Consider the following 24,839-nt stretch of genomic DNA (forward strand, 5'->3'; position numbering starts at 1 on the left):
TAATGAGTTTGGCAGTTAGAGCGTTTAGGAGCTCCACAAGATTCATACGCTTTAAAGCTTCAACTTTCTAACACTTAAACTTTCTAACATTTTAACTCAAACCATGGATTTTGATAAAATGGGCGGCCTTGTGCCAGCCGTAATACAGGATAACCTCACCGGTCAGGTATTGATGCTGGGCTATATGAACCAGGAAGCCTTAGATAAAACACAGCAGGAGGGGCTGGTTACTTTCTTCTCCCGTTCTAAAAACCGCCTTTGGACCAAAGGCGAGACTTCCGGCAACACGCTGGAAGTCATCAGCATCACCCAGGACTGCGACAACGATTCGCTGCTCATAAAGGTGAAGCCCAACGGCCCCACCTGCCATACCGGCGCGACAAGCTGCTTTGGAGAAGAAGCGGCCTCGAACAGAGCTTCTGCCATACGCTTTTTGGCGCAGCTTGAGGAGGTGATACAGGAGCGTAAGGCCAATCCGGCGGAAGGCTCTTATACAAATTACCTGTTTGGCAGAGGTGTAAATAAGATCGCCCAGAAAGTAGGAGAGGAGGCCGTAGAAACGGTAATTGATGCGGTAGCGGGCCAACTGGACACCATGAAAGGCGAAGCCGCCGACCTGCTATACCACTTGCTGGTGCTACTTGCAGCAACCGGCCTGGAACTGAAGGACGTAGTGACGGTGCTCGAGGAGCGGCATAAGAAGTAAAGCGGAGCTACCTGGCAGTGCTTACAAATAAGCACTGATTATATAACTAAATTGTCGGAACAGTATGGCTTCAAACCTTCATCTAAATGTATAGGATGGTGCTGTCTCCGAAGTAAATTTAGCGCCAGCTTTACTGTTACTGCAGCCATATAAATCTCTAACTCTTCCGTTTTAAAGGGCTAATTGCAACTTTCAGTATTTAGCGCTTCTGTCGCTTTCCTGGATCAGTGCTGCTTTGATCATCGCCTCTTTTTGCTCAGGTGTCAGGCCATAATTATACTTGTAGATGGCACCTTCCCAGTCGCCGTAGTTGGCATTGGGCAACACAATAAATTTGTCGCCAAAGTTAGCGGCCTGTTGCTGCACAAACTGTGTGCGGTCTTCTATCGATCTTTTCTCGAACAGCGTCGCAAAATCAGCCAGGTTATCGCCCAATAGCAGCACGATCGTGTGGGTTTGCTGCACTTGCTGGCGCCGCGGCTCCTTACCCGAACTTGCCTGCTTGAGCAGTAGATGGGCATCATCCGCATTCGGGAAGCCATACTTCTGCAGGTTAACTAAAGTACTTTCCCGTTCTGGCTCGCTTCTGTTGGTAATATAGTATATCGTAACACCTTTGGAAGCCGCATACTTCAGAAACGATGGAGCCCCCGGCACCGTATCGGCAACAGCTTTGCTGGTCCAGTTCAGCCACGCCTGCGGCTCATAGTCTTTGCCCTGCAGCGCCTGGCTAACGGAGTTGGGGCTGTTGTCCAGCACAGTTTCGTCTATATCGGTGATGATGGCGAGCGGCTTACCGGCAGGTTGCTGTTGCAAGGCCAGGTCGAGGCGAAGGCGTGCGATGTTGTAGGCCTGAAAGCAAAGCGCTTTATACTCCGCCGCCCGTTGCTGCCACAGGCTCGACCACAACTTTCCGTCAACGGCAAGGGTGCTGCTGGCGGGAACAGCCGCAGGCACAACAGCTTTTTGCGTGGCACAAGCGCTTAAAAGTCCGGCAAGCAGGACGCCATAGGTATAGCTGAGATTTTTCATAGGATGAGTTTAAAAGAAGCCAAAGATAGATACTGATTCTTCCTAAAGGAAGCACACCTATGCATGAAACCTCAAGTAGAGAAGAGCACAAGTATAAACAGCAGGATACTAACAATTCATAAACTGGCGGATGGCATCGGCTACTTCGCTACCTCTTTCCTCCTGCAGAAAATGCCCCGCCTGTAATGTCACAGCCTTTGCCTTAGGGAAAGCCTGCTGCCAGATACTCCGGAAATGCAGTGGAAGCAACTTGTCTTTTTCGCCCCAAAGTATAAGTATGGGCTTATCTTTCAATTTATTGCGTTGTTCCCAAAGTGCAGCGAAGTAAGGGTTCGCCTCGTGCAGGGCTACGGCAAAGCGCCAGGTGCCCTGCCGTTTGGAGGCGCTGGCGAGCGGCTTCAGGTAGTGGCGCTGGATGTCTTTTGTAAGGTGCTGGCGTTTATAGTAGCCTTGCGGCAACAGCATACGCGCCGAAAAGCCTAACTGCAGGTACAGCAACTTGCCGAAGCTGCTGCTCATAAACCGGCTGGCCTTCATCATGCTTTTTTCTTCTTCCAGGCTCCACATCCAGGTGTTCAGGAGCACAATTCTTTTTACATTCTCCGGATGCCTCAAGGCATAGCGCAGCCCAATCGGACCACCGAAGTCGTGCACCACCAGCGTCAGGTCTTTCAGCTGCAGGTGCTTAATAAGCTGCTCCAGGTTATCGGCATGCGCTTCCGGGGTATAGCTGAAAGTAGCAGGCTTCTCCGATAAACCAAAACCTATATGATCGGGCGCTACGCAGCGGAACTGCCGGCTAAGCGATTTGGTCTGTTGCCGCCATACAAAAGACCAGGTAGGCGTGCCATGCACAAATACGATGGGTTGTCCATCACCCTCATCCACATAGTGTAACTTTCCGCCATTTACTGGCAGTGTATGGTATGCAAAAGGATAAAGTATGGGATCAAGCCAGTTTGGAGCTTTCATGATGACAGTTGTTTGGAAATTTCATACTTGCAATTCAGACGGACAGCCACAATCTCTAGTTTTTACCTGCTTAGAGAACAGGAGAGGATGCTTTTAAATTCATCTTGCCTTCTACTACGAAATTACCTGATTTGGTACAACCCATTCTAAGTATAAATAACGCTGATTTAAAATATAGCATATCGCTTTTGTTGTGTTTCGCGTACCAATCACAAAAAAATAAACGTGTTGAGAAGAAAAGATACTAAAAATAACGCAAAGCACTGGTTCTGGACCGGAGCAATTATTGTTGGGCTTGCCTTACTGTTGTTTGTAGGATTCTTCTTCTTTAATGGATGGATGCAGCGAAAGCTGGAGCGCATGGTGCATAAACAGACCAATGGCATTTATACCTTGCATCTGTTGGGCTTTCAGGCATCTCCCTTCACCGGAACTCTCAGCATCGACAGCATTGCCTTGGAGCCGGATCTTAACAGGTGGGAGCAACTGGAGAAGCAGGATACCAAAGCACCCGCTATGTTAGTAGAGATAACAAGTGGCCCCTTGGCATTGCGCGGACTTAACTACTCCCGCATGCTTTTCAGGGAGGGCTTAGGCATGCACCTCCTGCGGCTGCAGCATCCAAATATCACCTTGCTGCAGATGAAGCAGGACAGTTCGCAACAGTCCAAACAACCGCTCTATAAGTCCCTGAAAGGTATGCTGCAGGGTATGCGTATAGACCGAATCGACGTGAACAGGGGCATGCTGCAGTACAAGCAAAAACCGGATGAGAAGATCCCTACTTTTAAAGTGCAGCAGTTTAGCTTGGTTGTAGAAGACATGCAGCTCGACAGCGCTGCTTTTGTGGCCAAAGATAGAGCTTATTATGCTCGTAAGATTGAACTGAATGCGGAGAAAACACACTTTTTGCCACCAGGAAGTTTTTCCCGGCTCACCATCGATTCCATACAACTAAGCACCGCTAAACATAATTTACTGGCAACAAGTCTGGTGTTGCAGCCAACAGGAAGTGCCGCGGAATTGTCGCGCGCCAAAGGGCAGGCTACCTCTTATACCAAAGTAACGATTGATCGTGTTGCATTATCGGGTGTTAACTATGAGGCACACTCCCGCAGCCATACGTATGTGGTAGGAAAGGCCGTGATCAATTCGCCCCACCTGAATTCCTTTAAAGACAAGAAAAACTTTAGGGATAGTGGTGATAAAAACCCGCTGCCGCACCAGTTAATGCAGCAAATGAAGCAGCAATTCTTAGTCGATACCGTGCAGATCCGGAATGGGTATATCCGCTATGCCGAGTTGGTGCCGCAAGCGACAAAGAGAGGGTATATTACCATGGAGAACCTATACGCCACAGCTACGAACCTAACCAATATACCCGGGCATATATCGCATAAGAACCCGGCTGTAATAGAGGCAAAAATGAAGGTGATGGGAAAAGCGCCGCTGTCGTTTACCATCCGAATGCCGCTGCTGGACAAAAATGGCTATCATACTATCAGCGGCAGCATAGGCGAAAGTGAACCGGAAATATTGAACCCGATTTTAGCTCCTACAACGTTTATAAGCGTGGAAAGCGGCCATATTCGCAGTGGTCAGTTCAACATCACCCTCACCAATGACCATGCGGATGGCACGATGAAACTGCTGTACAGCAACCTGGAAGTTGAATTGTTGTCGAAAGGGAAAGGTGAGCGCCAGAGCTTAGGTAAGGAGATCCTGTCTGAAATTGCAAACTGGGTAGCTATTAAGTCCAGCAACCCCGAAGATAAAGGCGAACAGCCCCGCATTGGCGACATCACAGTAACACGTAATCCACAGAAAACCATCTTCAGCTATTGGAAAGATTGTATAGCCAGTGGTTTTCTCTCCAGCATGGGCCTTGAAAAGAAATCGAACAAATAAGTAGAATTTATCTTATATAGAAAAGCCGCTAATGTTTATTATTGGCGGCTTTTCTATATAAGATATCCTTTGATGTTAAACGTTGGTTGTTTTGATCAGGAGCTTTCTATACTTGGTGAAGATGCTGCTTTTTGAGACAAACCCCAGGTACTGCTCGTCCTCCAACACCGGCAGGTTCCAGGCGCCTGTCTCGTCAAATTTCTTCATTACATCGGCCATGCTGTCGTCATGCTGCACCACGTCAGGCGGCTTCACCATCAGTTCCTTCGTCTTCACAGTATCATACTTGTCCGTCTTAAACATAATCTCGCGGATATCTTCCAGCAGAATAATGCCTTCCAACTTGCCTTTGGCATTAACAACCGGAAAAAGGTTGCGGCGCGAATGAGCGATCACCTCCACCAACTCCCGTAGGGTAGCATCCGGCGCAATCGCCTGAAATTCCGTCTCGATAAGGTGGCGGATTTTCATGATGCGCAGGATCGTATTGTCTTTGTTATTTGTTAGCAGCTGCCCTTTTTGTGCCAGCTTTTTAGCCTCCAGAGAGTAAGGTTCAAAGTATTTTACTACAGCATAGGAGGTAGCTGCTACCACCATCAGCGGAATCATCAGGGTATAGCCGCCGGTGATTTCCGCTATCAGGAAGATGCCCATCAGAGGCGCGTGCATTACACCACTCAGAATACCGGCCATGCCCACCATGGTAAAGCTGCTGATTGGCACATTCCCAATATTGGTCAGGTTGATAAATTTGGAAAAGAAATGACCCGCATAGGCGCCTACAAACATCGAAGGACCAAAGTGGCCGCCTTTACCTCCTGCTTCCATGGTGAGGGTGGCGGCAATTACCTTTACCAAAGCCAGCGCGCCGGTAAAGCATAGCACCAGCCACTCATTGGTACCAAAAAAAGAAAGCCAGCTGCCTTTCAGCAGTTGGTCAGCTTTGTCGCCTTCCAGCAAAGCTATAGATTCATAGCCCTGGCCGAACAGCGGCGGGAACAGCATGATCAGCAAACCGAGACAGAGCCCCCCCACCAGCGCCCGCTGATATACTTTGTTGATTAGCGGCTCAAAAGCTTCCTCGATGCGGTGCACGGTACGAGTATAGTATACCGATAGAAGCCCTGTAAGCGCGCCCAGCATCACATAAAAGGGAATATTCATCGCTTCGAACGTTGAATATTTGCTTGCAAAAAACAGCACCTCTTCGTTGAGCGTAAGGCTGGTACAAAGGGTGCCTACTACGGCTGCAATAATAAGCGGGATAAAAGCGGAAATACTGATATCAGTCAGTAGGATTTCGATGGCAAAGAGTACGCCAGCTATTGGGGCGTTAAAAACGGCAGCAATGCCGGCAGCAGCACCACAGGCCAACAGCAAGGTCCGCTCGCGGTAATTAAGGTGGTAAGAACGCCCGTAATTGGATCCCATCGCTGCACCTGTTACCACAATAGGTGACTCTAACCCTGCTGAGCCACCAAAACCTGCCGTAATGCCACTGGTGATAATGTAGGAATACATTTTGCTGCGCCGGATGATGCTTGACTTTTGCGAGATACTGAACAGAATACCGGCGGTACCCCCTTCAACTTTGCCTTTGAAAAACAACTGTACCACCAGCACGGTGAGTAGAATACCAACAATTGGAAGTACGACCAGCCACACCGGCCGGTCGAGGAGACGACCACCATAGGCTAGTGCAATAAAAATGTAGTGAACGAAGGTTTTCAGTACAACAGCGGCGGCGCCTGCTGAAAGTCCCACTAAAGCGCTCGAAATGAGCATAAATTCACGGCTGGACGTGTGGCGGCGCAGCCAAAGGAGCGGAACCTTGTAACGTTTATAATAGGGCATTCCTGGGTGTGACCTTCGTGAGGGTCTTATCAAATAATATAGGATACAAAATTAGCGATTCCATTATCCCTGTTCAACCTTTATTTTGTATTGTTTCTTTATATTTCTTCCGGATTACGGATGTTTCCTTACTTCTGACACTGTTTTTCCGTATGCCTGAAATTTGTGCCAGTCCTAATTGAATAGAGCTACTTTATCCAAGTATGAATACAGCAAATATGAGCGGGGGCTTTAGGGATATATCAGAAGAACACGGTCCTTTTCACATCATTGGTGATGTGCATGGTTGTTTCCGTGAGCTACAGGCGCTGCTGCATAATTTGGGCTATAGGGTAACGTTTCAGCAGGCGCAGCAGCGCTACCATATTACACCAGCAGGCAAATATAAACTGGTTTTTGTAGGCGATCTGGTGGACCGTGGTCCTAATGCACCGGAAGTGCTCCGGCTCGTGATGGACATGGTTGCGCAAAAGCTTGCCTACTGTGTCATTGGCAACCACGACGATAAGCTTTACCGTTTTCTCCTGGGCCACAACGTGCAGGTGCGGCATGGACTTGAACTGACGGTGGCGCAACTGGCTGCGTATGATCAGGCTTTCCATACGCGTGTGCGCGATTTTATTGGCTCGCTGCCGCACCATCTGCTGCTGGATGCTGGGCGGCTGGTGGTGGCGCATGCAGGGTTGGAGGAGCGCCTGCACGGGCGTCATTCCAAAAGCGTACGCGCCCTTTGCCTTTATGGCCCCACCACTGGCGGCCAAGATGCCTACGGTCTGCCGGTGCGGTTGGACTGGGCTGCCGGGTATTGCGGCAAAGCTGTTGTCGTTTATGGTCACACGCCTGTACAGGAGCCTTTCTGGCGCAACAACACCATCAACATAGATACCGGGTGCGTGTATGGCGGGCGATTGACGGCTCTCTCGTATCCGGAGCAGAGGGTTACGTCTGTTCCAGCCTTTGAACAGTATGCAATTCCGGCACGGCCATTCCTTCAATCTTCTGATTCTTCCAATTAAGCAGAGGCTACACTGCTGCGAATAAGTATAAGCCGAGATATAGGTGCCCGGTTAATGTATTTGGTAAACAAGTATAGCTGCAACGCACGTATACAGAAATCAGAATATAATACGTGCAAAGCTAACTGGTAGCCCAGTAACAGCTTTGACGGTAACATAACTATAACAATCAACATGAACTCACTACAACGGCTGCTGGTAGGGCTGGACTTTACTGCCATGGACGAAACGCTTATCCGGTATGCAGCCTTCCTGAGTGCTGATATAAATGTGCGGGAAGTATACTTTGTGCATGTAGAAAAAAGCCTTGATGTGCCGGAGGAACTACGGTCCGGCTTACAAAAGGAGCATCCCGGCGAGCACATCCGGCAACTGATGCTGGATAAGGTTGACAACTATTTTAACGGGCGCACAGGAGCGCAGGTGGAGGTGCTGGTGAAAGAAGGAGACCCGTTAAAAGTGCTTCTGAAAACTTCCAAAGAGCTGTCGATTGATACAATGATGGTCGGGCGTAAACTGCGGCTAAAGGGCAGCGGAGTGCTGGCGCAAAAGCTGCTGCGTACCAGCCATATAGGAGTTATGTTTGTACCCGAGGCTTTTGAGCCCAGGCTGCAGCGGGTAGTGGTCAGTACTGATTTCTCTGATTACAGTGCGCTTGCCCTGGAGCGCGTGCTGCATTCTTCTATATACAAGCAGGACCTCGACCTGATTTGCCTGCACGTGTATGAAGTGCCCACCGGCTATCGGACACTGGGCGTGAGCTACGAAGATTTTGACCAGCGCATGCAGCGGTTTGCCATGGAGAAGTATGAGAAGCTGAAAGAACGCTTCCCTGAACTGCGGCAGCGCGGCAGACTGCTACTGGTACGGCAGGAGCACCAGGACATAGGAGAGCTGATTGTGCTGGAGACAAAACGTGCACAGGCCGACCTGCTGGTTGTTGGGGCCCGAGGCAAATCGGCTGCAGCACAGTTTATCCTGGGTAGTATCACCGAGAAGGTTCTGCAGCTGGAAATAGATATTCCGCTGGCTGTGTACAAGAAAGAAAATGAAAATAACAGTTTTCTCGATTCTTTCCTTTCGTCGTACTACTAGCCGCCGACCTGCAGCACCTGCAATTCGCGAAGTATAAAACGGAGGGGCCAGGTGAAGTTTTATTCTTGCTGCAGGATAATCTAAAAGCCTGTGTTATACTTGCGTTACTAAATAGGCGAACCACTTTTCGGTCTTCCGTTCCAAAGTGGTGCTATGGATGTATACCTGTGAAGCCTTATCTTTGCTAAAACAACAAAGCTAATGGAGAAATATGATTTGCTGGATGTGCCGCACCTGATCTATGTGATGGACCCGATGTGCTCCTGGTGCTACGGGTTTGCGCCGGTACTGCAACAGCTGCTGCACGAGCAGGAGGGGAAGCTGAACTTTAAACTGGTGCTGGGCGGTCTGCGCCCCGGAACCGCAACCCCGATGGAAGAGGAGAGCAAAGAGAGCACCCGCCGGCACTGGCAGCAGGTAGAAGAGGTAACCGCTCAACCTTTCGATTATACTTTTTTTGACCGCGAGGGCTTTATCTATGATACGGAACCCGGCTGCCGTGCGGTAATTACGATGCGCTACCTGAAGCCTGAAGTAGAGCTGAAGATGGCAGAAGCCATACAGGATGCCTTTTACGCCCATAACAGCGACGTAACCAAACCTGAAGTTTTGGCCAGCATTGCCCTCGCCTTTGGCATAGAGGAAGATGTGTTCCTGGAAAAATTTGGTTCAGAACTGATGCTGGAGAAAACCCAGCAGGACTTTCTGATTGCCCGTCACCTGCGCGCCAACGCTTTCCCGAGCCTATACCTGCTCAATGGCAACGAAGTAAACCTGCTGTGCCGCGGTTACCGTATGTTTGAGGCAATCAGCAGCCGCCTGAAGGAGGCACTCGGCCGCATAACGCCTTTATAAAGTAAGCTTTTTGCCGGCAACGGTGCTGGCAAAGCTGTATTTCAATCCTATTTATAACCGGCAGCAATCGTGCGGCCGTTGCCTGGTGCACAGGTTAACGGCCTTAACCTGAAGTGTATGCACAAGCCAGAAAGTTTAGGTGTGAGTTTTATCTCTAAAAAGCACCTGCCTCAGCATCAGCTGCTACAGGGCACAAACATCCGGCCGGGTGTAATGGCTCTCATCCTCCGGGATTTTCCGGATTTTAAGGAGGATAGCCTGATCTCGTTTGAAGAGCTGAACGGGTACCGTAAAAAGTACTTGGAGCAGCTCCTGCGGCATGAAACCGGAGAACTGTCACAGCTCGACAAAGAAGTAATTGAGAGTGTTAACAGCAATGAGTTGCTCTCGTCGAATATTGAGTTCAGACTGGATGAACAACTGACCCTGGGCAACCGTGTGGCCGATAAAATAGCCAGCTTTGGCGGCAGCTGGACCTTTATCATTTTCTTTTTTGTATTCCTGCTGCTCTGGATGGCCATTAATGTGTTTGTGCTTGTTAGGCGCCCTTTTGATCCTTTTCCTTTTATTCTGCTCAACCTCATCCTATCGTGCCTGGCAGCTATACAGGCGCCCATCATTATGATGAGCCAGAACAGGAAAGAAGCCAAGGATCGCCAGCGCTCAGAGTATGACTATAAAGTAAACCTGAAGGCAGAACTGGAAATAAGATTGTTACACGAGAAGATTGATCACCTGATCGTTCACCAGAATCAGCGCCTGCTCGAGATACAGGAAATACAGGTAGACCTGCTTTCAGACATCATGACGCAAATGAAAAAGTAGCGGGTGTTTCGCTAAAAAAGCTGTGCTGCCGGATCGCTGCCGCCCCAGGTGCCCTGGCTGCCAACAGGTTTGAACCGGGCAAACAGCTCTTCTTTGTACCAGTTCTCCTCTCGTGTGCGCCGCATTACCTCCTGGTGCAGCGGGTTTTTGTAGGCATACGCTTTCATGGCCTCGCCTGACTCCCACACACTAAACGTTGCTTGCCGGATAAAGGGCAGCTCGCCAAGACCGATGGAACAGGCTAGCCCTTCCGCCGCATCGAGTGCTTTGCTGGTGCGGGGCACATAACGCCAGAAACTGGGCAAGGCGCGCCAGTTCAGGCTGGCACGCGTCAGCACCGCTACAGGCCCTGAAGTATAATTATCAGGCAGTACTGGCGCAAAAGGTTCCTGTCCATCCCAGCGGCCGTGTGCCTGGTAGGGTAGCAGCTTTATCGTCCATATTTCATCGGTATGCCGAAGGTAAGTTTCCAATACCGGCGAACTGTCGAGGAAAGCATCGGCTGCTTCTTCATTGTCCCAGGTGCAGAGCAGGCCATAACGCCGGAAGTTAGGTTTGATACTGAACCCCTTGCCTTGTCCGCTTCCCAGCAGTTTAAAAAAGCGGAGGCCCTGTACCTGCTGCAGCGGTCGCACGGACGTACCCATTTGCGCCAATCCCCAGCGAAGATGACCGTCGCGGATGCCAAACAAGGTTAAAGTGGTGAAGCGGGGAGTGGTGGTCAGCAAAGTAGCAGGTGTAGGGTTTAGGATCGTACTGGTCGCTTTTGGTTAAGTGGTATGTTAATAACAGCACCAGACAGCGAAAGTTAGAATTTATCCGGCTATTAAAGTGCTATGCGCCTGATTAGATGATAGGCTGAACATAAAAACACCTGCCTATACTTCAAAAGGCAGGTGTTTTTATGTGTAGTATAATTTTCCAGATTAGCTGGAAAGCTTATAAGTTTATCTTCTTGTTCTCTCCCGGGTGCGGGCGCTCACCAGTCAGTGCGGCTTTGGCCATGCCATATAGCTGTACCATCGTGCTGCTGGGCGAGTCCCAATACTCAGCTTTATCAATAGTGACTTTGATGAGACCAATGTTCGGATCTTCTTTCCCTTCTGGAAACCATGCTTTCATGGCCGGGCTCCAAAGTTCGTCTATCTTCGCCTGATCCTTGGTCAGGGTTGCTTTGCCTGAAACAGATACATACAGGTTATCGCCTGGTTTGGCATAGCTCAGATTCACATGCGCATCGTTCTGCATTTCATGCGTTTTGTCTGATTCATAGCCAGTAAAAAACCATACATAGCCATCCGCTTTGGTTTGTTGCGTTTGCATCGGGCGACTTCGGATGCTGCCATCATCGTCGATGGTGCTCATCATGGCAATGTCGATGTCCTTGATTTTATCTATTAGCTTTTCGAGGTTTTGTGTCGTATTTTGGTCGTTGTTCATAGTTTTATACGTCTTGTTCGTGTTAAGTTACGGTGTGCGCTGGCCTAGGGTTTATGCTGCTGAACAGGTCTGCGGATGGATACATACCAGTGAAAACATTTCTGGGAATTTCCTGTTTATACTTCTAACCTTAATCTGAATCTCTTGAATTTTCTGGCACATGCCTTTTTATCGGGCCAAGACGAGGAACTGCTCTTCGGTAATTTTATAGCAGACTCGGTAAAGGGCAAGCAGCAACACTTATACGCGCCGGGCATCGTCAAAGGTATCCGGCTGCACCGCCTGATTGATTCTTATACCGATACACATCCGGTAGTATTGCAAACCAATGCGAGGCTTCGCCCGCTTTACAGGAAGTATGCCCCCGTTATCTCAGATATATACTTCGATCATTTTCTGGCGAATCGTTTTGAGCTGTATGCCTCAGAACCGCTACAGGAATATACCCGTCGGGTCTATAGCATTATCCAGAGCCGGTTTGCGCTGTTGCCACCGCGCATGCAAGGCTTTTTTCCGCATATGATGCAGCACAACTGGCTGCTTTCATATGCGGCTGTGGAAGGAATTGCGCAGGCGCTGGCCGGACTGAGCCGCCGCGCCACTTTTGCCTCTGGCATGGAAACAGCCGCTGATGAACTGCAGGCGAACTACGAGCTATATGCAGCCGACTTCGCTATTTTTTTTCCGGAACTGCAGCAATACGTAATCCAGGCCATTCAGGAACTGGATCTATGAGCTACTACCGCTAACAGCATCAGGAGCTGCCGCCGGCTTATTTTTATCGGCGGGTTGCTGCTTAATACGTGTTATGACTTCCTGCGCTACTTTTGCCAGAATAAAAGGTATCAGGATGCCCGCCAACCCAACGGCAATAATCCGTCGCAGGCCCAACCGTATAATCAGATTACTGACAACGAGGCCACGAAGTTCCTGGAACAACAGCCCCGCTGCTTTAGTCATAGGTTTGCCTTTAAGCAGCTGCTCTACCTGCTGCCAGTTGCCGCGCTCCAGCTGTCTTTTAATAAAGCCTGTCACTGCATCTTTGGTCACTAGCACTGCCTCGCTCAATTGGTCTTGCCGGAGCTTACTCCAGTGTTGCAGCGCCTGTAGCTTCAGGTGCGGGTCTTTTGGGAGAAATCTATGCATTTGAATCATTCGCGTATGGTTTAGCGCCTGTATGTAAATTGCTGCCGCAGCATCGCTGTTCTAAATAATGATGCTAACTTTACAGGACTTACTTTTTGAACAAAGCAGCGCTTACTTCAGTTAAAAGTAGGAGCCAGAACATAGTTATAGCTGATGCTTTATGAATAAGATCTATTGTCCCAGCCTTACCGAATATGTACGTAGAAAAACGCGGGTGGTAAACATCGGCGGCGTACCGATAGGGGGAGATTACCCTATCCGGGTGCAGTCCATGACCACAGTGGATACGATGGATACGCCGGGTTCGGTAGCGCAGTGCATCCGCATGATCGAAGCGGGTTGCGAGTACATCCGTATTACAGCACCAAGTATAAAGGAAGCTGAAAATCTGCAGCTGATCAAAAATGAACTGCGCCTGCGCGGGTACCAGACGCCTCTTATTGCAGATATCCATTTTACACCTAATGCGGCAGAAGTTGCCGCCCGCATCGTAGAAAAGGTGCGCGTAAACCCCGGCAACTATGCCGATAAAAAGAAATTTCAGGTAATCACCTATGATGATACCTCATACCAGGCCGAGCTGGACCGGATACGGGAGCGGTTTGTGCCGTTGGTGCGCATCTGCAAGGAATACGGCACAGCTATGCGCATCGGCACCAATCATGGCTCTTTATCTGATCGTATTCTGAGCCGCTATGGCGATACGCCGCTGGGTATGGTGGAGAGCGCGCTGGAGTTTCTGCGCATCTGCGAAGATGAGCAGTATTATGATATTGTGATCTCGATGAAAGCCTCCAACACTCAGGTGATGGTGCAGGCTTACCGCCTGCTGGTGCAGAAACTGGAGGAAGAGGGATTACAGCCATACCCCTTGCATTTGGGCGTAACCGAAGCCGGTGAAGCTGAAGACGGACGCATCAAGTCGGCGGTGGGGATAGGCACTTTGCTCGAAGATGGACTGGGCGATACTGTACGTGTGTCGCTAACAGAGGCGCCCGAAGCAGAAGCGCCCGTTGCCCGCGCCCTGATCGACCGCTATACGCACCGGGCAGCAGCAGCAACCCCAATGAAGCCGATCTGCAACATTCCGATTGATCCATTTCAGTATCATCGCCGGGAAACAGCAGAAGTGGCAAACCTCGGCGGGCAGAACGTACCCCGGGTAATAGCCGATCTGAGCCGCCTGACCGACATCAGGTATGCGGATCTCAAAAGTGTGGGTCACCTGTATTCCATGCTGCTCGACAAGTTCAACATGAACGACCTTGGCGCTGATTACATCTACACCGGCAGTACGCCTATCACGTTCATGCTGCCTAACGGTCTAAAAGAAATCGTGGATTATACGGCCTGGCTGGCGGCAGAACAGCAGGAAGACCGCCATCCACTACTCATAGCAACACAATACCTGGAAGCAGCCGAGCTTCACGCCAAACTCAACTTTATACGTGCCACCATCAGCGACCTGAACCCCGCGCTGTTGGAGCGGCTGAAGCAGGATAGCACTGCCGTTTTACTGCTGCAGACACAAAATGCCCATGCGATGCCGGAGCTGCGGAAGTGCTTTTTCAGACTGATGAACCAGGGCGTACGTACTCCCTGCATCATACAGCGGGCATATGGCCACCTGACACCCGACGAGGTACAATTGTATGCCGCCACTGATGTAGGAGGCTTGCTGATTGATGGCTTGGGAGATGGTGTGCTGCTGAGCACGGAATTGCTGCCAGAGCAGGAGAAAACGGGATGGCTGCAAACCATCGAGCAGCTCAACAGCTTAAGCTTTGGCATTCTGCAGGCGGCCCGCACGCGCATGAGTAAAACCGAATACATCAGCTGCCCAAGTTGCGGCCGTACCTTATTCGATCTGCAGGAAACCACTGCCATGATCCGTAAGCGCACAGACCACCTGAAAGGCGTGAAGATCGGAATTATGGGATGCATTGTGAACGGCCCCGGCGAAATGGCCGATGCAGATTATGGCTATGTAGGCGTTGGCAAAGACAAAATAGCGCTTTACCGTGGCCAGAACGTGATTAAAAAAGCCGTACCTGCTGACCGTGCCGTTGATGAGCTCATTGAACTGATTCGCGAAGATGCTAGGTGGATAGAGCCAATGCAGGTGGTGGAATAAGGCTTTAAATGTTAGATATGACGCATGATATCCGCTGGCAACAGCGTTTCAAAATCTGAACAAAGCCTTTTCTCAACTTGAAAAGGTTGTAAATTTAAGTTCTTTTCTGATTTAGTAAGAGAAGGGCTAATTCAGCGATTTGAGTAAATTCAAACCTAGTTCTGACATTGACCTGGCTTTAAAAGGTAAGCCTCTAAACTTGGAGGAACTGCTGGCATTATATGATAAGCTCGAGCAACTAAACTCACCCCATACCTTTGATCTGATAAACTATACAACCATTAAAGAACCAGATTTAATTGCTCATATTGACCGTGTGGGGCAGGTGCTTTAGTCTAAAGCTGACATCAAACAAAGTATGAAGTAAGTAAATCTTTTACAAGCATTTATTGTTAAGTAGAGGTAGGGCAGCGATGAAAAAGCAAGTATGCGGCCTTACCGACACAAGTATAAACTGACATATATTATGAAGGGATTGTTTGATTTTTCTGAAGTAGCTACCTACTTTTTTCGTAAGAAAGACCCGAACCGCAAGTCAACCTTTAACCTACGTACCATGCACCGCATCAATAAAATTTCGATGCTGATGTTTCTGGCTGGTATCGTTTATTTTATCATCAAGCACATTTAAACGTGCATATCGAAGATTTCCGGACGCATTGTTTAGCCCTACCTGGCACTACCGAAGAGCTGCCTTTTGATGCAGATACGCTGGTTTTTAAAGTATGCGGTAAGATGTTTGCGCTTTGTAGCCTTGCTGAATACGGCAAAGGCATTGCACTGAAATGTGATCCCGAACATGCCTTGGAGCTGCGGGAGTTGTATCCGCAGGTGCGCCCTGGTTACCATATGAGCAAAGTGCACTGGAATACCGTGTTGCCTGAAGCTGGCCTGCCTGATGCGTTATTGCAGAAATGGATAGATGATTCGTACCACTTGGTAGTGGTCAAACTGCCGCGTGCTCAGCGGGAAAGACTGCAGGCTTTGTGAAAATTAAATAAAAGAGCCGCTGCTGTAGAAGCAGTGGCTCTTTTATTTATGGTGTAAATGCCACGGCTACGGCTTGCTGCGACCAGCTTTCGCTGCGGTATAAACCCGTAATTAGCTGGGTTTGCAGATGGCCAATACATGTATAAAATTAGGCTGAGTTACGAATGTTGTGACGTTGATAAAGTGAAATAAAATGCTTATCATTGACTAAACTCACCTGAAGAAATGATGAATCTAGAGAAAGAAATTGGAATCTCTTCATTCCGGAACGATTGGCAGAAAGCTAGTGTCAGCATCTTGTATACTTATGGACTTCTGAATAACGGTTACGAAAACTTTTTCAAAAAGCATGGCCTTACTTCCCAGCAGTATAATGCGCTCCGCATCCTGTATGACCAGTTTCCACAGCCAGTTTCTACCTCTTTTCTGCGCGAAAAAATGCTCGACAAAATGTCTGATGCCTCGCGCTTAGTTAATAGGCTAAGTATAAAAAGGCTGGTGGAGGTTGGGCAGAATACTTCTGATAAGCGCCTGGTAAATATTCTGATCTCTGAAGAAGGCCGGAAGGTGTTCGACAGTATTGACAGTGATCTGTTTAACTTGGATAGATTGCTAAAAGGGCTTACCCAGGAAGAGGCGCAGCAGGTAGTGATGCTGCTTGAAAAAGTGCGGCAATCCATTAAAAGTGCTGATGAGCGATTACCGGAAACTGAAGAGGTAAGCTCCTGAGTTCTGAAAGCATTTGCCACCCTAAAGCAGGGGCTAAACTGAAATTAAAGAAAGAGGAGCCACCAAAACAGCGGTCTTGGTGGCTCCTGAAAGTTAGTTGGTAAAATGGACCTTTTTATACTACCAGGTTGATGATTTTGTTGGGCACAATGATGATTTTCTTCGGGGCCTTACCTTCTAAAAACTTTTGTACCTGTTCGTCCTTCAAAACAGCCTCTTCCATTTCATTTCTAGGCGCATCTACTGCAAACGCAATTTTCGCGCGCATTTTGCCATTTACAGAAATCGGATAATCAAAAGTGTCTTCTGTTAGGTATTCCTCTTTCCAGGTCGGGAACGGGGCATAGCTTATACTTTCAGAATGCCCTAGTTGCTGCCATAATTCTTCCGCAATATGTGGCGCGTAAGGCGACAGGATGATGGTGAGGGGCTCGAGAATGGCGCGTTTGTTCGTCTTTAGCTGCGTTAGTTCGTTCACGCAGATCATGAAAGTAGACACGGACGTGTTGAACGAAAACCGCTCGATATCTTCCTCTACTTTTTTAATGGTCTTGTGCAGCGCCTTCAACTCTGCCGCTGTAGGAGCTTCGTCAGACACAGCAAAGTTGCCTTCGTTGTTGTGGAAAAGCCGCCAGTACTTGCGCAGGAACTTGTGCACACCGTCCATGCCATTGGTGTTCCAAGGCTTGAACTGCTCCAGCGGCCCCAAAAACATCTCGTACATGCGCAGCGTGTCGGCGCCCATGCGCTCCACCAGATCATCCGGGTTCACCACGTTATACTTCGACTTCGACATCTTCTCGATTTCCACACCGCAGATGTACTTGCCATCCTCCAGTATAAATTCTGCATCCGCATTCTCCGGGCGCCACTTTTTAAAAGCTTGCAGGTCCAGTACATCGTTTTCCACAATGTTTACATCAACATGTAAGCGAGTAAAGAAATCATCCAGAGTAGGATAGGCATATTTGCCGTCTTCTGCTATTTCGCCATGATTCAAAGTTTCCTTTAAGGAAGGTTGCTTCGAAAGCTCATTCGCTTTCTCTCGCGCTTTATTCAGAGAAAAATAAGTAGGTTTAGAGCTGTCCGATGATTTTATTCTATACACAAAATTAGAACGACCCTGGATCATGCCTTGGTTAATGAGTTTTTGAAACGGTTCCTGCTCCGGCACCAGGCCCAGGTCATACATAAACTTGTTCCAGAAGCGGGAGTAGAGCAGGTGACCGGTAGCGTGTTCGGAACCGCCAATGTATAAGTCCACATTGCGCCAGTAGTTCACGATGTCTTGGTCAGCAAAAGCTTCGTCGTTCTTCGGGTCCATGTAGCGGTACCAGTACCAGCTGCTGCCGGCCCAACCCGGCATGGTGCTCAGTTCATACTCATACTGTTCGTTATACTTCCAGCCCACAGCGCGGCCCAGCGGCGGCTCACCGGTTTCAGTAGGCAGGTATGCATCAATCTTTGGCAACTCCAGCGGCAGCTCACTTTCATCTAGCAGGTGCGGAATGCCATCCTTGAAGTATACAGGCACCGGCTCGCCCCAATAACGCTGGCGGCTGAACACAGCATCGCGCATACGGTAGTTGATCTTGGCTTTACCAATGCCATTTTCCTCCAGGAACTTTACCAGCACCGGTAGCGCCTCTGAATAGGTTAAACCGTTCACCGGGCCAGAGTTCATGTAGTGGCCTTCTTTGGTAGGGTCAGCCTGTTGGTCCATGTCTTTCTGGGCATCCGAAATCTGCACGATCGGCAGATCAAAATGACGGGCAAAGTTCCAGTCGCGCTGATCGCCGGAGGGCACAGCCATCACAGCGCCTGTGCCGTAACCTGCCAGCACGTAATCGGCAATATACACTGGTATTTGTTCACCATTGAACGGGTTTGTAGCATAAGCTCCCGTAAATGCACCCGAAATGGTTTTTACATCCGTCATGCGTTCCCGCTCCGAGCGGTTTTTAGCGACAGACACGTAATCTTCTACTTCAGCACGCTGCGTATCGGTTGTAATTTGCGCTACCAGTTCGTGCTCGGGGGCCAGCACCAGAAAAGTTGCGCCAAATACCGTATCCAGGCGGGTGGTAAATACTTTTATCTTTTCGGCTGAGGTTTTAAGGGCAAAGGAGAGCTCGGCGCCAATGGATTTTCCAATCCAGTTGCGTTGCATCTCTTTCACCGGCTCCGGCCAGTCGATGTCTTCCAGCCCCTGCAGCAGGCGCTCGGCATAAGCTGTGATGCGCATCATCCACTGGCGCATTTTCTTGCGCTCTACCGGGTAGCCGCCACGCTCCGATACACCACCTACTACTTCATCGTTGGCCAGTACCGTACCCATTGCCGGACACCAGTTTACGACAGCTTCGGCTACATAGGTCAATCTATACTTCAACAGCAACGCTGCTTGTTCCTGCTCATTTTTCGTTTTCCATTCATCTGCTGTAAATACCGGCGTATCTTCATCAGAAGCAGCATTTACATTGGCATTTCCATGCTGCTCAAACGCCTTGATCAACGCATCTATGGATTCTGCTTTACCGGAAGTATAGCTGTAATAGCTGTTGAACAATCGCATAAAGATCCACTGCGTCCACTTGTAATAACCAGGATCAGAAGTCCGGATCTCGCGCTCCCAATCGAAGGAGAAGCCGATGTTCTTAAGCTGCTCTATATACCGCTGGATGTTCTGCTCAGTGGTAATGGCTGGATGCTGGCCAGTCTGAATGGCATATTGCTCTGCGGGCAAACCAAAAGCGTCGAAGCCCATTGGATGCAGCACGTTAAACCCTTTTGAGCGCTTGTAGCGGCTTACAATGTCAGAGGCAATGTAGCCGAGCGGGTGCCCGACGTGCAGTCCTGCTCCCGATGGGTAAGGGAACATGTCCAGGGCATAGTATTTTGGTTTATTATCATTAGCAACGGCTTTAAACGTGTGGTTTTCTTCCCAGTAACGCTGCCATTTTTTCTCAATTTGAATAAAATTATACTCTGACATGTGTTGTTCTGTTCGCTGATTCGTAGTCAAGCTGCTAAGATAAGTAATGAATGGCTAATAGTGGAAGGGGAGGACTGTTTAATTGAAGTATAAGCGTTGTGGTACCGGGTCCAACCACCCCTGCCCCGTAGAGCTACGCTCGCAAGCTTCGAACTCGCGTTCTCGCTTGTCCAGGAGGGGAGCCTGTAACTGCTTTTAAGTATAAGCTTTGTAGGATTGGCTGATTAGGAACACCTCTCTGCTCTCCTCAAGGAAGGAATTTGGCTGGTGGAGGGAGTTGAAGTACACTTGCTATAGTTTAAGCTTCGCTTCTTGGATCTGTATTGTCCCTGCGGACCAGCAAAGTCAGGAACTTCACCTTTACCCTAAGTCACAAATCTGGAGATTCACGCCAGCATAATAGTTTGACTCTGGTATAAGCTAGCACAAGTATAAGCAGCAGCTATGAGAAAAATTCCAGTCCTTGGGTGGAGCGCCTTGGCGGGTTCCGGTGCCTGTAAGGCAGCGCGCCAGCGCAGGTTCACGCCACCGCGCGATGCCCTTGTCGGGGGGGCTGCACCCCCAGGACGAGCCCCCGCGGGCTTAGAGCGCTCTGCAACAAGGCAAGTATAAAACTGAGGAAGAACGGCAACTAGCAAGTATAGCCTATCTCGTAAAGTATCAAACAGCAACTAGTAAGGATAGCCTGCCTGCTAAAGTATAAATACCAGCTACCAAGTACAATCAGCTCGAACAAATAATGAAACCCCAGCTATAACAAAGAAGCTGTTAAGCATTTTTCAAAATACATAAATCATCCCGCCTTTATAAATACAAGCAGAAGCTTGCGCCAGGAATGACCAAGTACTGATAAACGTTAACAGCTTCTGGGTTGAAAGCAGATTTAAATTCAGCGCCCTACGGCATAATCCCGAGCTCCCGCCATTCCTCCAGCGGCAGTGGCAAGTCCTTGATGTGGCCGTTCTCAATCTCCAGCACCCAACCGTGTACCTGGGGGAAAGTGCCGTTTTGCATGGCCCGGTTCATAGCAGAAGTTTTGCAAATATTCGCTACTTGTGCGACCACGTTATACTCCGATAAGCGGTTAATGCGCTCCTGTTCGGTAGGCAAAGCATCAATCTCCTGGCGGTTTTTCAGGTATAACTCCCGGATAGGATTTACCCAGTTGCCCACAGCACCCCGGGCATTACCCAGGTAAGCGGCCGCCACCCCCCCGCAGAAGTGATGCCCGCAGACCACAATATGCTCCACCTGCAGCACATCTACAGCATATTCCAACACAGCCAGCAGGTTCATATCTGTTAACGATACCTGATTGGCCACATTGCGGTGAATGAAGAGTTCACCGGGGCCGGTTTTGGTGAAGTTGTTGAGCGGCATGCGGCTGTCAGAGCAACCGATGAACAGATAAGGAGGCTTTTGCCCCTGCGCTAGTTTATCAAAATAGGCGGGATCTTCTCCCAGCTTTTCCTGCACCCAAAGCAGGTTGTTGTTGATGAGGTCCTGGTAATTATGGTAATGCATATGTTCGTAGCGTATCTGGTGCCTGAACTGCTCAGGCACCAGGCTCAAATATAAGGAAAAACAGGTAAAATCATTGCGGCCGAAGGAGCAGCAGCTGTAGCCACTGCTATAAAGTGAATCAGGACACCACTTCTTTGCCAATGTAGCGGGAGTTCAGAATACTGAGTGCCCCCATGTAGCGCAGGGTAAACCGCAGCACATCGCCCACTTTATAGTTGTTTTCGTTTTCGCCAAGCTCCACCACCAGCATATCAGAGCTGGCCCCGATCACGCTTAAATGTTCGTCACGGGGCAGCAGGAATTTTGGGTTAATATCGAGCAGGCCAACGTCCAGTATGGCCCTGTGCGACATTCTGCCATACAGGCTTTCATCTATCTGGAAGCTCTCGCCACTCGGGTTCTCTGCCAGTATGCCGCTGGGCACCATTGGCTTTTCTGTCAGCTCAATGATCTCCGTCTCCAGTTCGAACACGTCATCATATATACCTTCAAAAGTTTCGTTGGTGAAGAGGTTCAGGCCAAAGAACAACGCTTCGCCTATCCGGAAATGGTTCACGCCTTTGGGCAACTGGCGGGAGAACAGGAGCGGCAGCGTAACCGATGTGCCCCCTGATACCCACGGAATTTCTTTCTCGAACTTCGCTTCTATGATCTGCGTGTAGAGGCTGAGCTGGATTAGTTTATCCTGCGTGGGCATCACGCCGTGCAGGCAATTAAAGTTAGCTCCAAGCCCGATTACGGAGATATTAGGCAGCTCGAAAACCTGTTCATAGAAATTTACCAGCTCATCGCCCATCACGCCTTCGCGCAGGTCGCCCATCTCGATCATAATAATGATCTTGTGGTGCCTGTTCTGGCGCACAGCTTCCTCCGACAAGAGTCGGATGATCTCCAGCTCCGTTTCAAAACTCACATCCGCACAGCTTACAATATCCGGTATACTTTGCTTCGGGGCAGGCTTGATGTAGACGGTTTGTACCTCCGGTGCCAGGCTTTTGATGGCTTTCAGGTTGGTTACCCGGGAGTCGTGGATCTCGTTTACCCCAAGCGCGAGCACCTCTTTCAGGAAAAGCTCGTTCCCGCACAGCAGCTTGGTAACTACGCCCCAGGTAATTCCATTTTCCTTTAAAGCACTGTCGATGTGTTGGTAATTATGCTGTAGTTTATCGCGATACAGTTTTAGAACTGCCATTGTTATCTGCTAAGTCTATACTCTAAATACTTGTTCGTAAAGCCGAGTTTTTCATACAAATGCCTTGCCGGATTCTGTGGCTCCACATGCAGGGCAATGCTTCCGGTGGTAGCATTCATTGCCTCCTGCACCAGTCTTTTACCTACGCCCTTGCCGCGCTGGCTGTTGTGGACGGCAACATAAACCAGTATGTTCTCTGGTATATACCCGCTCATGCCGGTATTGTTCAGTATTAATGCCCCTACCACCTGGTCGTTTTCGCGGGCTACCAGCACCGAGCCACCTTTACCTGCTTCAGATGATAAGGCATATGCCATGCACTTGGCTATGTCAGCGCGCTGGTCTCCGTATTCGTCCAGGTGCTCGAACAGGAAGTCCAGTACTTCGTCGCGGTTTAGTCCCTGCTGGTTCGTTGGGGTATAGGTGTTGTAGTGTACGTTTTGGTTTTCTGCCATTTCTTGTTGTGTTTTTCAGGATATAGTATGGTTAACGATACATAAAGAATAAAAGAAGCTGTTAAGCCGAACAAATTCGAATCGAGGTTATACGGCAGCCGGAAGGTAAGGTGTAGCCAGGGCAGGTGCACAATGCGCTGCGTCGCCAGTGTTTGCTGCACCAACTCCCGCAGCTCAAATTCACTTAAGCTGATCCAGGCATGCGACACTTCGGCCGGAAAATAGGAGTGGAGCTGGCCGGCTAGGCCCAGTATATCGGCATCTGGGCCTGGCGCACCTAGCTGGCCTACCTGCAGCACCACTGTTACGGCACCGCCAATTAGCATGGCCCAGAAAGCGGCTGTGCTGCTGCGCCGCTTCCAGAACAGAGCACCAATAATGGGCACAAACAAACCTGACACCATAAAGGCGTAGGAATACAGCATCAGGTCCAGTACGTTCGTCATCATGGTGGCAAGCCAAAGCGCAAAGGCGCCAACCAGCAGCGTAATAAGTTGGGAGAGCCGCAGCGTGGACGGTGCATCCGGGTCCAGCTTACGGAAATGGCTGATGATGTCGGTGACAAGATTGCCCGAGGAAGCCATTAGGCAGCTGTCCGCGGTGGATAGAATAGCCGAGAAGTAGGAGGAGAGCATCAGGCCCATCAGGCCAACCGGCAATACGGTACGCAGCAACATGGGCAAACCTGTTTCCGGGTCCATGGTGCCGCCGGCAGTTAGGTGTGCGAACATCCCCTGCTCAGCCGCCACACGCGCCAATATGCCCAGGCTTACGCCCATAAAAGCCATAATAGGCCACTCGAACAGTCCGGCAATATACCAGGCGCGGCGGGCGGTGCGGGTATCACGACAAGCGTAGATGCGCTGGTACAGCGTCATGCCCACAAACCAGATAGGGATGATGGTGATGGCCCAATTCACGATCTGTTGCCAGGTGATGTTCGTCAGGCTCAGAAACTCAGCAGGAAGGGTGTTGTGGATAGCGGCCATACTTCGCGCAGACTGCTGCGTCAGAAAGTCCAGGTCTAACAACTGGGAGAAGTGCAGGTGTTCCAGACCACCTCCAACAGCCAAAAAGGAAACCGGCACTCCAATAAAAACAAGGCCACCCATCAGCACCGCCCATTGAATCGTATCCGTATAGATGACGGCCTTCATGCCACCCATCACAGTATAGCCCACGGCAATAACGCCCATAATTAGCAGTGCCGTGTTCATGTCGAGGTTAGTGAAAGTGCCGCTGGCTAGCTTGGCGCCTGCCAGGATCTGCGAACTGGTGAAGCCGGTATACCCAATGGCGGAAATGATGCCGGCCAGCAGGGCAACACGCCTGTTAAAGTAGTGCCCGAAGATCTGCGGGAAAGTAAGGAAGAGGGCAAACGCGGGGTTGTCTTTCACCTTCGGGATGAGGAACACGGCTGCCAGCCAGGCACCCAGCAAGCCGGTAAACAGCATCCACGAGCCGGAAAGCCCCATCGCAAAACCCAGGCCTCCTAACCCGATGGAAAAACCACCGCCCACGTCTGTGGCCACTACAGATAAGCCTACGTGTCCGCTGCCCATTGTACGCCCGCCGACGTAGTAATCGTCGGCACCGCTGTTCTTATTCAGGAAGTAAAATCCGACTCCAAGCATTCCGAGCATGTATAGCACGAAAATGGATAAGTCTATAATGTGCATGTGTTAGAAAAGTATAATTTAAGCAAATGGTTTTCAGATGAGTGTTACTTAAAGATACCTAAAAATTTCTGCACGGCGGCCCTTATTGAGCTGTTGCTGCCTTTACAAGTTCTATAGCCGCAATATCTTTGGTGCTATTTCTAAGTTCCGTAGCCGTGTACCGGCAAACTGCTTTCCTCAGCTTTGGCCCATGCAAGCGGCTGCTTTGTTAGGATAACGTGAACTCGGAAATTAAACGGGTAAAAATCAGCATTTTACACAAACAATAAGGCTAAGGAGCAGGTAGAATAAA

Annotated in this window: 23 protein-coding genes; 12 read left to right on the forward strand and 11 right to left on the reverse strand. The window is 49.6% G+C overall.

Going from position 1 to position 24,839, the window contains the following annotated elements; genetic code table 11:
- Window positions 1-88 precede the first annotated feature (88 nt).
- Window positions 89-706 carry a bifunctional phosphoribosyl-AMP cyclohydrolase/phosphoribosyl-ATP diphosphatase HisIE gene (gene hisIE / locus ABDW72_RS19900; protein WP_347160406.1) on the forward strand — a complete coding sequence of 206 codons (618 nt, stop codon included), beginning with the start codon at window positions 89-91 and terminating at the stop codon, window positions 704-706.
- 192 nt (window positions 707-898) lie between these two features.
- Here hisIE and ABDW72_RS19905 read toward each other — a convergent pair whose 3' ends face one another.
- Complete coding sequence (locus ABDW72_RS19905) at window positions 899-1,738, reverse strand: 5'-nucleotidase, lipoprotein e(P4) family (protein WP_347160384.1); 840 nt, start codon at window positions 1,736-1,738, stop codon at window positions 899-901.
- Between the two features lie 108 nt (window positions 1,739-1,846).
- On the reverse strand, window positions 1,847-2,710 hold the full coding sequence (locus ABDW72_RS19910) for an alpha/beta fold hydrolase (RefSeq protein ID WP_347160385.1): 864 nt from the start codon (window positions 2,708-2,710) through the stop codon (window positions 1,847-1,849).
- Between the two features lie 228 nt (window positions 2,711-2,938).
- Here ABDW72_RS19910 and ABDW72_RS19915 point away from each other — a divergent pair, with 228 nt between their 5' ends.
- Window positions 2,939-4,618 carry a hypothetical protein gene (locus ABDW72_RS19915; RefSeq protein WP_347160386.1) on the forward strand — a complete coding sequence of 560 codons (1,680 nt, stop codon included), beginning with the start codon at window positions 2,939-2,941 and terminating at the stop codon, window positions 4,616-4,618.
- Between the two features lie 75 nt (window positions 4,619-4,693).
- Here ABDW72_RS19915 and ABDW72_RS19920 read toward each other — a convergent pair whose 3' ends face one another.
- Complete coding sequence (locus tag ABDW72_RS19920; RefSeq protein WP_347160387.1) at window positions 4,694-6,472, reverse strand: chloride channel protein; 1,779 nt, start codon at window positions 6,470-6,472, stop codon at window positions 4,694-4,696.
- A 203-nt stretch (window positions 6,473-6,675) separates the two neighbouring features.
- Here ABDW72_RS19920 and prpE point away from each other — a divergent pair, with 203 nt between their 5' ends.
- From prpE to ABDW72_RS19940, 4 genes are all read left to right on the forward strand, one after another.
- On the forward strand, window positions 6,676-7,488 hold the full coding sequence (gene prpE / locus ABDW72_RS19925) for a bis(5'-nucleosyl)-tetraphosphatase PrpE (protein ID WP_347160388.1): 813 nt from the start codon (window positions 6,676-6,678) through the stop codon (window positions 7,486-7,488).
- Between the two features lie 174 nt (window positions 7,489-7,662).
- Complete coding sequence (locus tag ABDW72_RS19930) at window positions 7,663-8,583, forward strand: universal stress protein (RefSeq protein WP_347160389.1); 921 nt, start codon at window positions 7,663-7,665, stop codon at window positions 8,581-8,583.
- Between the two features lie 201 nt (window positions 8,584-8,784).
- Window positions 8,785-9,438, forward strand: a complete 654-nt coding sequence (locus tag ABDW72_RS19935) for a DsbA family protein (RefSeq protein ID WP_347160390.1) — start codon at window positions 8,785-8,787, stop codon at window positions 9,436-9,438.
- 117 nt (window positions 9,439-9,555) lie between these two features.
- A complete protein-coding gene (locus ABDW72_RS19940; protein WP_347160391.1) occupies window positions 9,556-10,263 on the forward strand; it encodes a DUF1003 domain-containing protein in 708 nt (235 codons plus the stop codon).
- Between the two features lie 11 nt (window positions 10,264-10,274).
- Here ABDW72_RS19940 and ABDW72_RS19945 read toward each other — a convergent pair whose 3' ends face one another.
- Window positions 10,275-10,991 (reverse strand): spheroidene monooxygenase, encoded by a 717-nt coding sequence (locus ABDW72_RS19945; RefSeq protein WP_347160392.1) that lies wholly within the window; start codon window positions 10,989-10,991, stop codon window positions 10,275-10,277.
- Window positions 10,992-11,202: 211 nt separating this feature from the next.
- A complete protein-coding gene (locus ABDW72_RS19950) occupies window positions 11,203-11,703 on the reverse strand; it encodes a pyridoxamine 5'-phosphate oxidase family protein (RefSeq protein ID WP_347160393.1) in 501 nt (166 codons plus the stop codon).
- Window positions 11,704-11,847: 144 nt separating this feature from the next.
- Between ABDW72_RS19950 and ABDW72_RS19955 the strand changes: the two genes are divergently transcribed.
- On the forward strand, window positions 11,848-12,438 hold the full coding sequence (locus ABDW72_RS19955; protein ID WP_347160394.1) for an acyl carrier protein phosphodiesterase: 591 nt from the start codon (window positions 11,848-11,850) through the stop codon (window positions 12,436-12,438).
- On the opposite strand, the gene ABDW72_RS19960 is transcribed toward ABDW72_RS19955, so the two are convergent.
- A complete protein-coding gene (locus tag ABDW72_RS19960) occupies window positions 12,433-12,849 on the reverse strand; it encodes a hypothetical protein (protein WP_347160395.1) in 417 nt (138 codons plus the stop codon). The genes ABDW72_RS19955 and ABDW72_RS19960 overlap by 6 nt on opposite strands.
- A 160-nt stretch (window positions 12,850-13,009) precedes the next feature.
- Here ABDW72_RS19960 and ispG point away from each other — a divergent pair, with 160 nt between their 5' ends.
- From ispG to ABDW72_RS19985, 5 genes are all read left to right on the forward strand, one after another.
- Entirely contained in the window at window positions 13,010-14,983 is a 1,974-nt protein-coding gene (gene ispG / locus ABDW72_RS19965; RefSeq protein ID WP_347160396.1) for a (E)-4-hydroxy-3-methylbut-2-enyl-diphosphate synthase, read from the forward strand.
- Between the two features lie 139 nt (window positions 14,984-15,122).
- Window positions 15,123-15,317, forward strand: a complete 195-nt coding sequence (locus tag ABDW72_RS19970) for a hypothetical protein (RefSeq protein WP_347160397.1) — start codon at window positions 15,123-15,125, stop codon at window positions 15,315-15,317.
- 93 nt (window positions 15,318-15,410) lie between these two features.
- On the forward strand, window positions 15,411-15,614 hold the full coding sequence (locus ABDW72_RS19975) for a DUF6728 family protein (RefSeq protein ID WP_430438171.1): 204 nt from the start codon (window positions 15,411-15,413) through the stop codon (window positions 15,612-15,614).
- Window positions 15,615-15,616: 2 nt separating this feature from the next.
- Complete coding sequence (locus ABDW72_RS19980; protein WP_347160398.1) at window positions 15,617-15,973, forward strand: MmcQ/YjbR family DNA-binding protein; 357 nt, start codon at window positions 15,617-15,619, stop codon at window positions 15,971-15,973.
- A 225-nt stretch (window positions 15,974-16,198) separates the two neighbouring features.
- Complete coding sequence (locus ABDW72_RS19985) at window positions 16,199-16,702, forward strand: MarR family winged helix-turn-helix transcriptional regulator (protein ID WP_347160399.1); 504 nt, start codon at window positions 16,199-16,201, stop codon at window positions 16,700-16,702.
- 115 nt (window positions 16,703-16,817) lie between these two features.
- On the opposite strand, the gene ABDW72_RS19990 is transcribed toward ABDW72_RS19985, so the two are convergent.
- The 5 genes from ABDW72_RS19990 to ABDW72_RS20010 all read right to left on the reverse strand — a co-directional run bounded on the left by ABDW72_RS19990 (window position 16,818) and on the right by ABDW72_RS20010 (window position 24,547).
- The gene (locus tag ABDW72_RS19990) at window positions 16,818-19,697 is read right to left on the reverse strand and encodes a leucine--tRNA ligase (RefSeq protein WP_347160401.1); all 2,880 of its coding nucleotides are present in this window, start codon (window positions 19,695-19,697) and stop codon (window positions 16,818-16,820) included.
- A gap of 897 nt (window positions 19,698-20,594) precedes the next feature.
- Window positions 20,595-21,221: a carbonic anhydrase gene (locus ABDW72_RS19995; protein ID WP_347160402.1), complete on the reverse strand. Its 627-nt coding sequence runs from the start codon at window positions 21,219-21,221 to the stop codon at window positions 20,595-20,597.
- Between the two features lie 118 nt (window positions 21,222-21,339).
- On the reverse strand, window positions 21,340-22,413 hold the full coding sequence (locus ABDW72_RS20000) for an alanine racemase (protein ID WP_347160403.1): 1,074 nt from the start codon (window positions 22,411-22,413) through the stop codon (window positions 21,340-21,342).
- A gap of 2 nt (window positions 22,414-22,415) precedes the next feature.
- On the reverse strand, window positions 22,416-22,868 hold the full coding sequence (locus ABDW72_RS20005) for a GNAT family N-acetyltransferase (RefSeq protein WP_347160404.1): 453 nt from the start codon (window positions 22,866-22,868) through the stop codon (window positions 22,416-22,418).
- A complete protein-coding gene (locus tag ABDW72_RS20010; protein WP_347160405.1) occupies window positions 22,808-24,547 on the reverse strand; it encodes a sodium:solute symporter family protein in 1,740 nt (579 codons plus the stop codon). Before ABDW72_RS20010 ends, ABDW72_RS20005 begins: the two co-directional genes overlap by 61 nt.
- Window positions 24,548-24,839 lie beyond the last annotated feature (292 nt).

This window comes from Pontibacter chitinilyticus, from assembly GCF_039748935.1.
GTDB classification, from domain to species: domain Bacteria; phylum Bacteroidota; class Bacteroidia; order Cytophagales; family Hymenobacteraceae; genus Pontibacter; species Pontibacter chitinilyticus.